Origin of the sequence: Aeromonas sp. s1(2024) (genome assembly GCF_040908005.1) — a bacterium.
Classification (GTDB): domain Bacteria; phylum Pseudomonadota; class Gammaproteobacteria; order Enterobacterales; family Aeromonadaceae; genus Aeromonas; species Aeromonas caviae.
On record NZ_JBFOCW010000069.1, the window covers coordinates 15,752 to 29,252 of the forward strand.

At 59.5% G+C, this 13,501-nt stretch carries 15 protein-coding genes; 5 read left to right on the forward strand and 10 right to left on the reverse strand.

Annotation, left to right across the window (positions count from 1 at the left end; genetic code table 11):
- The first annotated feature begins 3 nt into the window (after positions 1-3).
- Positions 4-1,419 (forward strand): FAD-dependent oxidoreductase, encoded by a 1,416-nt coding sequence (locus AB5Y70_RS16810; protein WP_010675169.1) that lies wholly within the window; start codon positions 4-6, stop codon positions 1,417-1,419.
- Positions 1,420-1,504: 85 nt separating this feature from the next.
- Here the strand turns inward: AB5Y70_RS16810 and AB5Y70_RS16815 are convergent, their stop codons facing one another.
- The 5 genes from AB5Y70_RS16815 to AB5Y70_RS16835 all read right to left on the reverse strand — a co-directional run bounded on the left by AB5Y70_RS16815 (position 1,505) and on the right by AB5Y70_RS16835 (position 5,009).
- Positions 1,505-2,266: an amino acid ABC transporter ATP-binding protein gene (locus AB5Y70_RS16815; protein WP_010675170.1), complete on the reverse strand. Its 762-nt coding sequence runs from the start codon at positions 2,264-2,266 to the stop codon at positions 1,505-1,507.
- On the reverse strand, positions 2,263-2,919 hold the full coding sequence (locus AB5Y70_RS16820; RefSeq protein WP_174217478.1) for an amino acid ABC transporter permease: 657 nt from the start codon (positions 2,917-2,919) through the stop codon (positions 2,263-2,265). Before AB5Y70_RS16820 ends, AB5Y70_RS16815 begins: the two co-directional genes overlap by 4 nt.
- Positions 2,920-2,976: 57 nt before the next feature.
- Positions 2,977-3,750: an amino acid ABC transporter substrate-binding protein gene (locus AB5Y70_RS16825; RefSeq protein ID WP_029314736.1), complete on the reverse strand. Its 774-nt coding sequence runs from the start codon at positions 3,748-3,750 to the stop codon at positions 2,977-2,979.
- 432 nt (positions 3,751-4,182) lie between these two features.
- Entirely contained in the window at positions 4,183-4,368 is a 186-nt protein-coding gene (locus AB5Y70_RS16830; RefSeq protein WP_010675173.1) for a hypothetical protein, read from the reverse strand.
- A gap of 62 nt (positions 4,369-4,430) precedes the next feature.
- Complete coding sequence (locus tag AB5Y70_RS16835; RefSeq protein WP_010675174.1) at positions 4,431-5,009, reverse strand: O-methyltransferase; 579 nt, start codon at positions 5,007-5,009, stop codon at positions 4,431-4,433.
- A gap of 61 nt (positions 5,010-5,070) precedes the next feature.
- Between AB5Y70_RS16835 and AB5Y70_RS16840 the strand changes: the two genes are divergently transcribed.
- On the forward strand, positions 5,071-5,265 hold the full coding sequence (locus tag AB5Y70_RS16840; protein WP_010675175.1) for a hypothetical protein: 195 nt from the start codon (positions 5,071-5,073) through the stop codon (positions 5,263-5,265).
- Here the strand turns inward: AB5Y70_RS16840 and AB5Y70_RS16845 are convergent.
- The 5 genes from AB5Y70_RS16845 to AB5Y70_RS16865 form a co-directional block, all read right to left on the reverse strand.
- Complete coding sequence (locus AB5Y70_RS16845) at positions 5,262-5,693, reverse strand: hypothetical protein (RefSeq protein ID WP_029314737.1); 432 nt, start codon at positions 5,691-5,693, stop codon at positions 5,262-5,264. The genes AB5Y70_RS16840 and AB5Y70_RS16845 overlap by 4 nt on opposite strands.
- Before the next feature lie 44 nt (positions 5,694-5,737).
- A complete protein-coding gene (locus AB5Y70_RS16850) occupies positions 5,738-6,778 on the reverse strand; it encodes a M35 family metallo-endopeptidase (protein ID WP_029314738.1) in 1,041 nt (346 codons plus the stop codon).
- 253 nt (positions 6,779-7,031) lie between these two features.
- Entirely contained in the window at positions 7,032-7,667 is a 636-nt protein-coding gene (locus AB5Y70_RS16855; RefSeq protein ID WP_010675178.1) for a DUF2913 family protein, read from the reverse strand.
- Positions 7,668-7,782: 115 nt separating this feature from the next.
- Positions 7,783-9,078: a DEAD/DEAH box helicase gene (locus AB5Y70_RS16860; protein WP_010675179.1), complete on the reverse strand. Its 1,296-nt coding sequence runs from the start codon at positions 9,076-9,078 to the stop codon at positions 7,783-7,785.
- A gap of 245 nt (positions 9,079-9,323) precedes the next feature.
- Positions 9,324-9,974, reverse strand: coding sequence for a DedA family protein (locus AB5Y70_RS16865; RefSeq protein ID WP_010675180.1), 651 nt, complete (start codon positions 9,972-9,974; stop codon positions 9,324-9,326).
- 334 nt (positions 9,975-10,308) lie between these two features.
- Between AB5Y70_RS16865 and AB5Y70_RS16870 the strand changes: the two genes are divergently transcribed.
- From AB5Y70_RS16870 to AB5Y70_RS16880, 3 genes are all read left to right on the forward strand, one after another.
- Positions 10,309-11,277 (forward strand): autotransporter domain-containing protein, encoded by a 969-nt coding sequence (locus AB5Y70_RS16870; protein WP_010675181.1) that lies wholly within the window; start codon positions 10,309-10,311, stop codon positions 11,275-11,277.
- A gap of 217 nt (positions 11,278-11,494) precedes the next feature.
- Positions 11,495-12,115, forward strand: a complete 621-nt coding sequence (locus AB5Y70_RS16875; RefSeq protein ID WP_010675182.1) for a topoisomerase DNA-binding C4 zinc finger domain-containing protein — start codon at positions 11,495-11,497, stop codon at positions 12,113-12,115.
- Positions 12,116-12,431: 316 nt separating this feature from the next.
- The gene (locus tag AB5Y70_RS16880; protein ID WP_081000922.1) at positions 12,432-13,463 is read left to right on the forward strand and encodes a DUF4917 family protein; all 1,032 of its coding nucleotides are present in this window, start codon (positions 12,432-12,434) and stop codon (positions 13,461-13,463) included.
- The last annotated feature ends 38 nt before the right edge of the window (positions 13,464-13,501 follow it).

Genomic DNA, 13,501 nt, shown 5'->3' on the forward strand with positions numbered 1-13,501 from the left:
CCTATGAGCCAGAACGTATTCCAGTTTATCGATGTCCAGCGGGTCGACCCGCCCAAGAAGCCGCTCAAGATCCGCAAGATCCAGTTCGTGGAGATCTACGAGCCCTTCAACCAGGCCCAGGTCGGCATGCAGGCGGATCGCTGCCTCGACTGCGGCAACCCCTATTGCGAGTGGAAGTGCCCGGTACACAACTACATCCCCAACTGGCTGAAGCTGGCCAACGAGGGACGCATTCTGGAGGCGGTGGAGCTCTCCCACCAGACCAACAGCCTGCCGGAGGTATGTGGCCGCGTTTGCCCGCAAGACAGACTGTGTGAGGGTGCCTGCACCCTCAACGACAGATTCGGCGCCGTGACCATCGGCAACATCGAAAAATACATCACCGACAAGGCGTTCGAGATGGGCTGGCGCCCGGATCTCTCCAAGGTGGTCAAGACCGACAAGCGGGTCGCCGTCATTGGCGCGGGCCCAGCGGGCCTTGCCTGTGCCGACGTGCTGGCACGCAATGGCGTCACCCCTGTGGTGTTCGACAAGTACCCGGAGATAGGTGGCCTGCTCACCTTCGGTATCCCCTCCTTCAAGCTGGAGAAAGAGGTGATGCAGCGCCGCCGCGAGATCTTCGAGGGGATGGGAGTGGAGTTTCGTCTCGAGACCGAAGTGGGCCGTGACATCACCTTCGCCGATCTGCTCGGCGAGTTCGATGCGGTCTTCCTCGGGGTCGGCACCTACAAGTACATGAAGGGCGGCTTTGCCAACGAAGAGGCGCCGGGGGTCTACGACGCCCTGCCCTACCTCATCTCCAACGCCAACCGGCTGCTGGGCTTTGAGAAGGCGCAAGCCGATTACATCGACTTCGCCGACAAGCAGGTAGTGGTGCTGGGGGGCGGCGACACCGCCATGGACTGCGTGCGCACCGCCATCCGCCAGGGGGCCGATCGGGTGATCTGCGCCTACCGCCGGGATGCCGAGAACATGCCGGGCTCCAAGCGGGAGGTGAAAAACGCCCAGGAGGAAGGGGTGGAATTCATGTTCAACCTGCAACCTGTCGGGGTCGAACTGGACGCTCACGGCCGCACCTGCGGCATCAAGGTGGTGAGCACAGAGCTCGGCGCCCCCGATGCCAATGGCCGCCGCAATCCTGTGGTCATTGAAGGCTCCGAGCAGGTGCTGCCCGCCGATGCAGTGGTGATGGCGTTCGGCTTCCAGCCCAACCCCCAACCCTGGATGGCAGAGCACGGCGTCGAGCTCGACGGCCGGGATCGCATCAAGGCGCCCGAGAAGGCCGAGTACGCCTTCCAGACCAGCAACCCCAAGGTGTTCGCCGGTGGTGACGCGGTGCGCGGCTCGGATCTGGTGGTGACCGCCATCTATGAGGGTCGCAAGGCGGCCGAAGGGATCATGGACTACCTGGCCGTGTGATCTGCCGTCGCAACCACGCTGTCATGCAAACAGCCCCGCTCGTGCGGGGCTGTTTTTTATCTCGCTCTCAATCCGCCAGAACCGGCTAGATGCTCCAGCTCTCCGGCAGCCGTTCGGTGAGGGTGGAGATGTATTCGAAGGTACGCGCCCGCTTGGGGGTGGTGAACATCTGGCGCGCACTGCCCGCCTCCACCACCTCCCCGGCCTCCAGGAAGATCACCTGCTGCGCAATCTGGGCCGCCAGGCGCAAGTCATGGGTGGCGATCAGCATAGTGGTCCCCTCACTGGCCAGCTGGCGCAGCACGGCCACCACCTCCTGGGCAAGCTCGGGATCCAGTGCCGAGGTGGGCTCGTCACAGAGCAGCACCTTGGGGGATGGCGCCAGCGCCCGGGCAATGGCGACCCGCTGCTGCTGACCGCCGGAGAGGGTGGCAGGCACCGCCTCGGCCTTGTGCCTGAGCCCCACCTTGTCGAGCAGTTGCAGGGCGCGCGCCACTGCCCTCTCCCTGGGCCACTTCAACACGGTCACCAACCCTTCCATCACGTTCTCCAGCACCGTCATGTGCGGGAACAGCTGGAAATTCTGGAACACCATGCCGGTCTGCTGGCGCAGGGCCAACACGCTTTGCCGTGACAGATGCCGGGTAAAGTCGAGCTCGCTGCCCCCCAGCACCAACTGGCCTGCATCGGGTCGCTCCAGCAGGTTCACACAGCGCAGCAAGGTACTCTTGCCGCTCCCGGAGGGACCGATCAGGGCGGTGACGCTGCCCGCGGCCATCGCCAGCCCCACCCCTTTCAACACGCGCTGCCCCGCAAACTGTTTCTCGATGCCACTCAAGCGGATCATAGGGCGACCTCCCGGGTCTCTTTGTGAGCCAGTCGCTGCTCCAGCCTGTCTTGCAGGGTGGAGAGTACCGAGCTGAACATCAGGTAGATGAGGGCCGTCTCGATATAGAGGATGAGCGGCTCATAGGTGACGGAGGCGAGCCGCTGGGCCGCCTGAAACAGCTCGGGCACGGTCACCGCCGCCGCCAGCGACGTGTCTTTGACCAGGGAGATGAAGGTGTTGGAGAGCGGTGGCACCGCGATACGCGCCGCCTGCGGCAGGATCACCCGCCACATGACCTGGGGCCAGTTCATGCCGATGGAGTAGGCCGCCTCCCACTGCCCCTTGGGGATGGCCGCCAGGGTGGCACGAATGATCTCCGAGCTGTAGGCACCGATGTTGAGGGTGAAACCGATGACGGCGGCGGTGAAGGCGTCCAGCACGATGCCGGCGCTCGGCAGACCGTAAAAGATCAGAAACAGCTGCACCAGCAGGGGCGTGCCCCGAATAAGCCAGACATAGAAGCGGACCAGCATCACCAGCGGAGCCGGACCATATAATCTGGCCAGCGCCACCGACAAGCCGAGCACGATTCCCAGCACGAAGGTAATCAGAGTGAGTGGCACGGTAAAAATAAGCCCCGCACTGAGCAGGGGCCAAAAAGAGTCGATCATTAACTGCAACCAGGCCGGCACGTTAATATCCTCAGTTGTTATTATGTTGCCACGATATTATTGCGAGACGTCGGTGCCGAAATATTTCTGCGATATTTTCTGATATGCCCCATCCTGCTTGGCATTGCGCAGCGCCTGATTGATGGCGGCCAGCAACTCGGGTTGCCCCTTGGCGAGCAGGGCGGCAGATTGATCCCCCTTGGCCTCGGTGGCAGCCACCTTCAGCTTGGCGTCCGGCTTCTGTTTCTTGAAGTCGAGGAAAGAGAGACTGTCGTTGATGGTGGCATCTACCCGCCCGGTCAGCACCAGTTCAAGGGACTGGTTGAATCCCTCGGTGGCCACCACCTCGGCGCCCGATGACTTCGCCAGCTGGGCAAAGTTGCTGGTCAGGGACTGGGAGGATTTCTTGCCCTTCAGATCGGCAAAACTCTTGATGCTTTGGTTGTCGCTGTGCACCACGATCACCGCCTTGGAGGTGATGTAGGGATCTGAAAAATCATATTTTTTCAGCCGCTCAGGGGTGATGGCCACTTCGTTGAGCACCAGGTCGTAGCGCTTGGCGTCCACCCCGGCGATGAGCCCGTCCCACTTGCCCTCGACGAACTGCGGCTTCACGCCCAGACCGCTTGCAATCAGCTCGCCTATCTCCACGTCAAAGCCCACCAGCTTGCCGCTCTTGTCGTGGTAGGTGAAGGGAGGATAGGTCCCTTCGGTGCCGATCTTGATCACTCCAGCCCGCTGGATCTCGGCCAGGCTTGACTGTGCCTGTACCGATGTCATCAGTGCCAGCGGAAGTGCCGCCATTAAAAACAGGGAGTGCCGTTTTTTCATTATTCACCTCGTTATATTTATGAACATCCAGAGCGCTTGCCAACCACCACAAAATAAAACCAGCCGGTTATCATGTTTAATTTAAATTAATTATCGGCAGAGATAACCTTCATAGTGCTTGCTGGCGGCATGGATGAAACATAACGTGGCTCATGGCATGACCCAACCATGAAATACGGGGATATTTAGCGAAATAATGGATAACGAATAAATAATGGCCGGGCTGGCCGAGGAGTTGCCCCGCTGGCGGCGCTCCGTCAGCGGAAACCATATCAGGCGGGTTGCAGCTCCCGCGGGATGGCAGTGGCCCAATCACGACACAACGTATCAATCGGGCCAAAATTCGGTCTGATGGCATTGCCACGCACCACGTGGAAGGTAATGGCGCGATGGCGCGCGCCTTGACGTCACCGTCAGTGATCACCACTTCGGTCACCACCTCCCGCCCTGCTCCAGCAGGCGAACGATGTCGACATTCCAGGGCCCGGCCGCCGGGTAGCGCCGATGGCTCTCGACGAAGTTGACCCGCCCCTCGCGCCGCTCCCCCGACGTTGGCCAGTCACAGAGAAAGTCATCGCTCAGCCACCTGGGGGCCCTGACGAAACCGTTGCTCTGCATGGCCTGCCAGTGGTCTGCACCACGGTTTTTGGTTCCATGGTCCTGTTTTCCATCCAGCCCTCCTACAACCGCACCACCAGCCACTCCCCCTTGCCCACCGGCACCAGGGAAGTCAGGAAATCGGGGTCACGCCGCACCTGTGCCATCCACTCCCTCATCTCGTCCTCATGGGAGATGGCATTGTCCACCACCAGCAGGCCACGAGGGGCAAGCAGGCGCTGGATCTCGGGCCACCAGGCCTGGTAGTGGCGGCGCTCGGAGTCGAGGAAGATGAGCTGATAGCCCGCCGTCGGCAGGCAGGGCAACAGGCTGCCGGCCTCCCCCGCCAACTGCTCAATCCAGGGAGTGAGCCCGGCCCGCTCAAAGTTGGTCGCCGCCATGGTCCGTTTGCCCTCGTCCAGCTCGATGGTGGTGACCCGGCCCCCCAGCCGTTTCACTGCCTCGGCCAGCCAGAGGGTGGAGTAACCGTTGGAGGTGCCGATCTCCAGCACAGCCTGCGCCCCCCTCGTCTGCACCAGCACCGCCAGCAGTTCGCCGGTGTCGCGGGTAATGTTGAGCATCTTGCTGCCACGGGAGTGTTGCGCGCCGTCATTCTGCTCGCCAAAGCGCTCCAGCTCCCGTTTCAGTTGTTCCAGTGCCATGTCTCCTCCTTGACGGTGTAAACGAGTCGGCCCGGTGCATGGCATGGCTGGACCGCCCCTCATGTTCATCATTTTGCTATCGACCCACTCGGTGGCCCATCCCCTGCGTCATCCGGATAAAGACAACACCCTGGCTCACCATGTGATCACGCTGGTGCACTGCTGCTGGCGGGAAAGCCAATCGTCACGCGGTCTGGCGGTGGCCCCCCGCGCCGTCGGGCTGCTGGATACCAAGGGCAAGCCGCAGATCGCCTAGGGGGCCACCCGGGTAAAGTCGACGGCGGGGCAGCTGGGCGCCACACCCTTGGTCAGCGTCAGGGGCTGGGCACGATAGCTGAGCCGGTAGCGGCCCGGTTGGGACAGATCGTAGGCCTGCGCCAGGTCCGCATCGGCCTGGCTCTGCTCCCCCGCCCCCAGGTGCAGGAAGTCGCCGTCCCCGGGGGTACCTCGCTTGGCAAGCGGCCCTCGATAGTCCAGCGGCTGCCCATCGCGGGTCAGGTCGATGGCATCGGCAAACCACCCCTCGAAGGGGGTGAACCAGGTCAATACCTCGAGGGGCGTCTCCCCCCGGTTGGTCAGGGTCATCACCAGGGGCAGGGGTTCGTTCACCCCGCTCTCTGCGCTGACCGACAGCTCGCACTGCAAGGGCGCCAGTGCCAGGGTGGTAAGCAAGAGTGTCATCATGGTGCCTCCGTCAAAAAAGGGGCCATCCGGCCCCTGTTTGCAACTCAATTTTCGCTCGGGGTATTCTCGGCGAAATATTCATGGTTGTCGGCATTGTTCAGGGCCTTCTGGGGATCCGTGCTCGCCAGATTGCGCGCATTGGCCTGACCGTATCCCAGATCGTCGGTGCCCGCCACCACGTTGAAGTGGCTCAGCTCGTGGACAATGGTGCCGGCGCGGGAATCGGTCCCGGTGACCGGCGCTGTCCAGAAGCTCTTGCACAGATAGACCTTGTAGGGCTGGTCCGGATAGACATAGGCAAAGTAGCTCTGCTTGCAACCGCAGTCGAAGGTGAGCGGCTTGTTGTCGATGGCATCCTTGATCTTGCTGAAGTTGGTCTCGGCCTGGTTCCAGCGGGTGGCGTCATAGGCGCCAAACCAGCTGCGGTAGCGCTGCCCATTCGGCTTGTCCACCGCGAGGTAGCTGCTGGAGTTGTTGGCGATGCCACTCGCGGCATCGAGCGCCGCCAGGATGTCGCTCTTCTGGGTGTTGGTGCAACGGCCGCTGAAGCTGACCGAGGCGCTCACCGCCTGGGGCTCGGCCACCGCAGCCTTGGCCAGCACCCGATCGTCGCTCACCCCGTCCACCCAGAGGGTCACGGCATTGGACTCGCTCGCCTGGGCCTGTTTGGCCTTGGCCGCTTTCCCCTCCTGTGCCACGGTCGGCAGCAGGTAACGGATGCTGTACTGGCCCTGGGCGCTCATGTCGTAGAGACCGGAGACCTCCGCCTGCACTGTCAGGCTCTGGCCCGCCTTGAGCAGTTGGTAGTCCTTGTCACTCGGGGCGGCCCGCTTGATCAGGGCCCCTTCGTAATCCACCGGCTGGCCGTCACGCTCCACCTGGAACAGGGGAGCATCCTCGCTGCCCGGCAGTTGCCATTTGAGCAGACGAACCGGCTTCTCCCCGGTGTTGGTCAGGGTCAGGTTGACGCGCACATCGTCTGTGCTGCCCTCCACCAGGGTGAGCCGGGCATCGAGTCCGGCGGCGCAGAGCGGGGACGCCAGCACGCCGGCCAGCAACAGGGCAATTGGAGTCGCTTTCATCATGTTTCCTCATTCATTGAGTGTCGCCTTGTCAGGCGGTCTGCTTCCTTTAAGGCCCTCTTTGGGGCCCATCCACCCTAGAGCAGAAGCACCACCCCACCATCCCTCCATATGGGGGACGCCCCCCATCAGAGGGGGAGTCCCTTGGCTACGACAAAGATTGCCCGCCCGGCCCGAGCGTGCAGGCAACCCCGTGGGGTGCATTTGCCATAAAAAAACCCGGCGCAGGGCCGGGTGACGGGATGAGAAGGCGGGATCAGGAGGACAGCAGCGCCAGGGCCGGCTGCGCGTTGCCCGGCATCAGCCGATAGGCCTTGTGGTGCTTGACCAGGGTGGTTTTCTTGTTGCCCTGGCTCAGCAGCAGGCCCCGGGCAAATGCCGCCTCGGCCAGTACCTGCTCGTCCCCGCGCACATAGAGGGTGAGGGGCTTGACCAGCTCACCCCCCTCGATATGGCCCTGATACTCGCTGGCCGAGATGATCAGGCTGGATTGCCCCTGGCTCAGCAGCCGCTGCCGGGTGTTCAGTTCGCTGTCGGTGAACACCAGCCAGCCCGCCCCCTCCAGCGCCAAAAGCAGATCGGCCAGGCGCGCCCCCAGCTGTACCGGCTCATGCATGGCACGCTCATACTGGCGCTGCACCCGCTCAAGCAGCCCCTTGAGATCGGCCCCCGCCCCCAGCGTCCGCCCCAGTTGCACCCAGGTCTTGAGATCCTCCATCACCAGCCGGGAGAAGCGTTTCTCCTTGAGAGAATCCGCCATCCAGGTACAGAGAAAGTGGCTCTCCTGGGCGGGGGTGCGCTTGCTCATTTTCTGGGCGGCGGTGCGCTCCAGCTCCGCCAGGCTCTGGCGGGCCATCTCGAGCAGGGCCTGATTGTAAGCAGGAAGGGTCATCTCGGATCCTCTGAAACGGGGCGGCCAAGGGGCCGCGTCATCGACAGCACAAAGGCGCCAGTGGCGCCTTTGGAAAGTAAACGCCCCTCCCCGACCGGGAGGGTGCGACGTTGCCTTATTTCGGCTGACGGGGCTTCTTGGCCGCCGCCAGACGCTTGAGGCGCTGACCTTGCAGTTTCGCCTCGGCCATGGCCTGGGCGGCGGCATTGTCTTCACGCTGCGGGCGTTTGCCGAAGCGGCGGCGCTCCTGCAACTGCTTGATGAGGTCGTCACGGCTGCTCACCTCGTAACCCGGCACCATGATGCGGCGGATCTTCTGGCCGATGAGGGCTTCGATCTCCAGCAGGGTGCGCTCCTCCTCGCGACTGACGAAGGAGATGGCCATGCCGCTCTTGCCAGCGCGACCGGTTCGGCCGATACGGTGCACGTAATCTTCCGCGAGGAACGGCAGATCATAGTTGACCACGTATTCCAGGCTCGGAATGTCCAGGCCGCGGGCGGCCACCTCGGTGGCCACCAGCACCCGCAGCTTGCCTTCGGTGAATTCACGCAAGGCGCGGCGACGGCTCCCCTGGGCCTTGTCACCGTGCACCACGGCAGACTTGATGCCGTCGAGGTTGAGCTCCTCCACCAGTTCATCGCAGCTCTCGCGGGTGCTGGCAAACACCAGCACCTGCTGCCAGTTCTGCTTGCCGATAAGCTCGGAGAGCAGCTCGCGCTTGCGCTTCTGTTCCACCGGATAAACGGTGTGGCTCACGGTGTCGGCAGTGGAGTTCTGCTTGTCGACGGCCACCACCTGGGGTTTGTCCAGCATGAGGTTGGCCAGCTTTTTCACCGCCTCGGAGAAGGTGGCGGAGAAGAGCAGGTTCTGGCGGGTCTTGTTGACCGCCTGCAGGATCTGCTGCACATCGGCGCTAAAGCCCATGTCGAGGATGCGATCCGCCTCGTCCAGCACCAGGGTCTCGACCCCGGAGAGGCTCAGGTTGCAGGCGGTGAGGTGCTCGAGCAGACGGCCAGGGGTGGCCACTATGATGTGTGCGCCCGCTTTGAGCTTCTTGGCCTGCACATCCTGTTTGCCGCCACCCACGATGGTGAGGGTAGTGATATCAAGATACTTGGCGAAATCGTTGATATTGCTCGCCACCTGGGCCGCCAGCTCGCGGGTCGGGGTCAGGATCAGCACGCGGGCATTGGAAGGCTGCACCGGCGCCGGGTTGTCTACCAGGCGTTGCAGGATGGGCAACGCAAAGGCGGCTGTCTTGCCGGTACCGGTCTGGGCACTGGCCAGCACATCGCGGCCACGGCGAATGGCCGGGATGGCCTGGCTCTGCACAGGGGTCATCTCCTGATAACCGCAATCTGAGATGGCGCGCAAAATCTCGGGGGCAAAATCGAACGATTCAAATCTCATGTTGGGTTCCTGTGTTCCAGCGGAGCTGTAGTTGGCGTGGGTGGCCTGGGCCGGCGTGTGGCCTGGCATCGTCGAGGCGTGGAGCCAAGGACGGCTGGGTCTGACATCAGATCAGAAGATGAGCCGGAAAATGGCGGGCGCGAAGTGTAACAGATAGGCGACAGGAATGCCGCCTCAAATGGCCTGTATTTTTCCGGCGGCTGCGCTCTCCAGATGCGGCAGCAGGCGCGGCCCGGGCAGTGAGATCAGCGCACCCGCTTGCTCGGACGCTTGAGCAGCCGCATACCGATGGCCGCCACCGCGATGACGAACAGCCCGAAAGAGGTGACGAGCAGGCACTTGGTCAGCAGCTCCTGATGATGGGCAAAGACCGGGGTCGCCATCACCATCTTGCCCACCATGCTCAGTACCAGGGACCAGAGGAAGGCGCTGGCAAAACTCGCCACGGCCACCCGCAGCAGGTGCAGGCGGGAGACTCCCATCAACATGGGGGTCAACACTCTCACAAAGGGGATGAAACGGGACACGAACATGGCCCAGAAGCCGTAACGATCCAGCAGTCGGGAGGCCCTGGGCAGGCTCCCTTCCGGGATCATTCGCTCCACATGGCCCATGAAACGGGTGCCATGCAGTGCCTGCCCCTGCCAGTAGGCGAGCACGCTCCCTATCCCGGCCGCGAGCGGCAGATAGAGCAAGGTCACCTCGGGCCCCAGCACCCCCATGCCCACCAGACCGCCCGCCAGCAGCACCAGGCTGTCACCGGGCAGGGGCAGAAAGACGAAGCTCGATTCAAGGAAGAGGATCACCACCAGACAGGTGACGAGCAGACCGATTGCCTGCATTTGTATAAGCTGATCAAAATCCTGATGCCATATGGCAAGCAGCATGTCCTGCATCTGGTGTGACTCCCATCAACGTAATGCGCATTCGTCATGATGACCCGAAGGCCCCGTCTGGTAATCCATCCCTGCTACCACCCCAATGTTCGTATGGGAGGCCTCTTATACACCCGGGGAACTGAACAATAAATTAATGTCTGTGATTTCTGCCCAGCGGCTCACCCTTCTCGCCCCCCCCCCTGCCCCCGCCAAAGCAAGGGCAGCTTGGCCCATCAGGCCAATGCGCACGCCCCAAAACAGGACGGGTCGGCCCTTGCCAGGCTGCCAAGCCAGATGAAACCCGTTACAGTGTGAACATGCCCCGATGGACGGGGTACTCATGGAGCCAGGTATGGCAAGACAGCTCTCTTCTCACACACTTTCCTTGCTGGCGGTTATTGCCGGCGTCTCTGCCGGTCTTGTGACAAAGGCCCGTGCCAGCGACGAGAGCCTGGTTCAACAGCGCGCCAACGCCGTCGTCTCCCTGATGAGCTACGCCGTGGTGCCGGATATCACCGCCAGCAATCTGAATATCGGCAGCGGCACCAACGACACCTCCGCCCTCACCATCACCCAGCTCGGGGGTGGCGCCACCCTGAGCGAGGATGTTCCCCTCTATCTGGAGGGCACCCTGGGCTACAGCCGCTACGATCCCCAGTTCGTGTTCACCGATGGCAACGAGACCCGCACCATTCCCACCAAATGGAACAGCCTGAGCGCCACCGGCGGCATTGGCTGGGATGTCGGCGTCCACCGGGATCGCTTTGGTGGCAATCTGGTGCTGCGGCCCATCGCCAATGTCACCCTGGGCACGGTGGCCAGCGACCTTCGCATCGGGGCCGCCCTGCTCGAGCACAGAAGCGGCAAGAATCTGGACTTCCTCGACGGCGGCACCCTCAATGTCTACGGCCTCGGCGGCTCATTGATGCTGGACTATGAACTCTTCTCCGCCGCCCAGGACATCGATGCCGAGCTGCGCTACTCCTACCAGCATCTGCAAAGCTTCACCGGCACCGCCGAGAGCGTCAGCGGTCAGGCCGATGCGGAAAACCTCGGGCTTTACCTGCGCCGCCGCGCCCCCCTCTGGGACTGGACCCTGCTGGACAGGCCCCTTCGCTACGTGCTGGAAGGGGCCAGAACCGAATACCTGGGGCAGCAACGGGGGCAGCTCGGTTTCAACAGCCTCAACTCCCTGGGACTTGGCCTCGAACTCGACAGCAGCAAGTACGACATCTTCATCACCCGCACCCGGCTGGTGGCCCGCTATATGTTCAGCAACAGTACCAGCGGCTACTCCATCGGACTGGCGATGAGTTTCTAGCGCAGCAAGGCGACATGAACCGTCCCCATCACCAAATCTCTGACTGAACGCACATTTGACTCCATTGCCGCTATGAGGTCCCACCTGTATCTCCTAGCATGGGGATACGGACGGTGGGTGAAGACGTGAAGCAGAACCACGCCGGGGATTGTGGTCAGGCTGACTACCTACTGTTGAGCAGAGAACACATGACATTTCCAGGGACAGGGAGCTTGTTATGGCCAAATTTCTGAATACCAGCGCAACCAACTATTTCCTCGAAGAGCTGATAAAGGATGCCAAGGAGCGGTTAATCCTGATCAGCCCCTTTCTCAAACTCAATGACAGGATCAAGGAGCTGCTGACCGACAAGAACCGGCTCAAGATCGATGTGCGGATCGTCTATGGCAAGAGCGAACTCCAACCGGAAGAGATCAGCTGGCTCAAGGAGCTCACCTATATCCGCACCAGCTTTTGCAAAAATCTCCATGCCAAGTGCTACCTCAATGAGGAGATGTGCATTGTCACCAGCCTGAACCTCTACGAATTCAGCCAGGTGAACAACAACGAGATGGGCGTCTTGATTCTGCGCTCGGACGACGGAGAGCTCTACCGCGATGCCTATGCCGAAGCGCAGCGGATCATCAGAGTCAGTGAAGAGGTACGCATCACGCTGGAAAGGGTCGCCAGCAGCAGTGACGAGAGCGAAGCTGCGGTGGTAAATGCTGGGCCAGCCCCAGCTTGCCCCAAATGCGGTACCACCATGGTATTGCGTATCAGCAAGCGGGGGGACACCAAGGGCAATAGCTTCTGGGGGTGCACAAGCTATCCCAAGTGTCGCAGCATCATTCCCATCTAGACGCATCCCTGACCAGGGTCTGTAAAGGCATATCACTATGCTTATAGACCCGCTGCTAGCTCAGCGTTGATTTCTACTGCCACTATTGTTGCTCACAATCCTGTTCAAAACGCCGTAGTAGTAACCTGATTAAGTTAAGAATGCATGGGGCAACAAGCAGCTCTCACAGCCCCCAACACTCAAGTCGAACACATGTAATTGTCAAATGGGGAAAATTATTTTATGCGTATTACACACCCTAATTGCGTTGTATCAAAAAATTCAACCCTGATACCAAATAATTTTTAAATACTATAGAGCACAGGTGGAGAATTGTATGAGCCAGAACCTAAAAACGTATCAGCAAATAACAAGCGAGCTGAAAGCCAAGCAACGGCAAATCCACTTACTTCTGGGTAATGGATTTAGTATGGCCTACAACCCGGAGATTTTTTCATATAATGCACTACATAATTTTATAAGTTCTCAAGATAACTTAAAGATCAAATCTCTGTTTGACATAGTCAAAACCAAGAACTTCGAACTTGTCATGCAACAACTAGATAATTTCATTGATCTAGCCCGTGTTTTTGGTTGTGACAAAAACTTAGAAAGTGACATATTACAGACCAGTCAACAACTAAAAGAGAGCCTAATTGATGCTGTTGAAGCATTACATCCTGAGCATGTATTTAAACTTTCTGACGATGAAATCAATAAGTGTGCTAGATTTCTATCTCCATTCATATCTAGCAATGGCAATATATTCAGCACGAACTATGATATATTGTTATATTGGGTATTATTGCGAAAAGGTACGATTCACCATATAGATGGTTTCGGTAGAGATATCGAAGATAGCTCAGCTGATGAGCCTGAGTTTTCTGAACTGCGATGGGGATTGCATAGAGATAAACAAAATATCCATTACCTTCATGGTTCTCTTCTAATATTTGACCAGGGGATTCACATAACCAAAGAACAATATACACCTAAAAAATACATTCTTGAAAATATAAAAGAACGAATTCACAGTTCACAATACCCCATCTTTGTTGCATCAGGAAATGGCGACGAAAAGTTAAGTCACATCCTTCACAATCGATATCTAACTTATTGCTATGATGCATTGTGTGCTATTGAAGGTTCATTGATAACCTTTGGATTTAACTTTGGCGAATATGATGAACATATCATAAATGCAATAAATATCGCAGCAAAGCCAGGTAGAAAAATGCCTGACAGATTATTAAGTATTTACATCGGCGTCTACTCTGAGGACGATAGAAAACATATTGAGCGTATAAAAGGGAAGTTTAAGTGTAAAGTGAACTTGTTTGATGCAAAGACTGTCCCTGTTTGGCGTTAATATCCTTAGTGTTTTAGATAAATGATGAAATATATGGC

Coding starts and splice junctions, on each gene's coding strand:
- AB5Y70_RS16810 (WP_010675169.1), top strand. CDS start 4: ATGAGCCAGAACGTATTCCAGTTTATCGATGTCCAGCGGGTCGACCCG.
- AB5Y70_RS16815 (WP_010675170.1), bottom strand. CDS start 2,266: ATGATCCGCTTGAGTGGCATCGAGAAACAGTTTGCGGGGCAGCGCGTG.
- AB5Y70_RS16820 (WP_174217478.1), bottom strand. CDS start 2,919: ATGATCGACTCTTTTTGGCCCCTGCTCAGTGCGGGGCTTATTTTTACC.
- AB5Y70_RS16825 (WP_029314736.1), bottom strand. CDS start 3,750: ATGAAAAAACGGCACTCCCTGTTTTTAATGGCGGCACTTCCGCTGGCA.
- AB5Y70_RS16830 (WP_010675173.1), bottom strand. CDS start 4,368: ATGCAGAGCAACGGTTTCGTCAGGGCCCCCAGGTGGCTGAGCGATGAC.
- AB5Y70_RS16835 (WP_010675174.1), bottom strand. CDS start 5,009: ATGGCACTGGAACAACTGAAACGGGAGCTGGAGCGCTTTGGCGAGCAG.
- AB5Y70_RS16840 (WP_010675175.1), top strand. CDS start 5,071: ATGTTCATCATTTTGCTATCGACCCACTCGGTGGCCCATCCCCTGCGT.
- AB5Y70_RS16845 (WP_029314737.1), bottom strand. CDS start 5,693: ATGATGACACTCTTGCTTACCACCCTGGCACTGGCGCCCTTGCAGTGC.
- AB5Y70_RS16850 (WP_029314738.1), bottom strand. CDS start 6,778: ATGATGAAAGCGACTCCAATTGCCCTGTTGCTGGCCGGCGTGCTGGCG.
- AB5Y70_RS16855 (WP_010675178.1), bottom strand. CDS start 7,667: ATGACCCTTCCTGCTTACAATCAGGCCCTGCTCGAGATGGCCCGCCAG.
- AB5Y70_RS16860 (WP_010675179.1), bottom strand. CDS start 9,078: ATGAGATTTGAATCGTTCGATTTTGCCCCCGAGATTTTGCGCGCCATC.
- AB5Y70_RS16865 (WP_010675180.1), bottom strand. CDS start 9,974: ATGCAGGACATGCTGCTTGCCATATGGCATCAGGATTTTGATCAGCTT.
- AB5Y70_RS16870 (WP_010675181.1), top strand. CDS start 10,309: ATGGCAAGACAGCTCTCTTCTCACACACTTTCCTTGCTGGCGGTTATT.
- AB5Y70_RS16875 (WP_010675182.1), top strand. CDS start 11,495: ATGGCCAAATTTCTGAATACCAGCGCAACCAACTATTTCCTCGAAGAG.
- AB5Y70_RS16880 (WP_081000922.1), top strand. CDS start 12,432: ATGAGCCAGAACCTAAAAACGTATCAGCAAATAACAAGCGAGCTGAAA.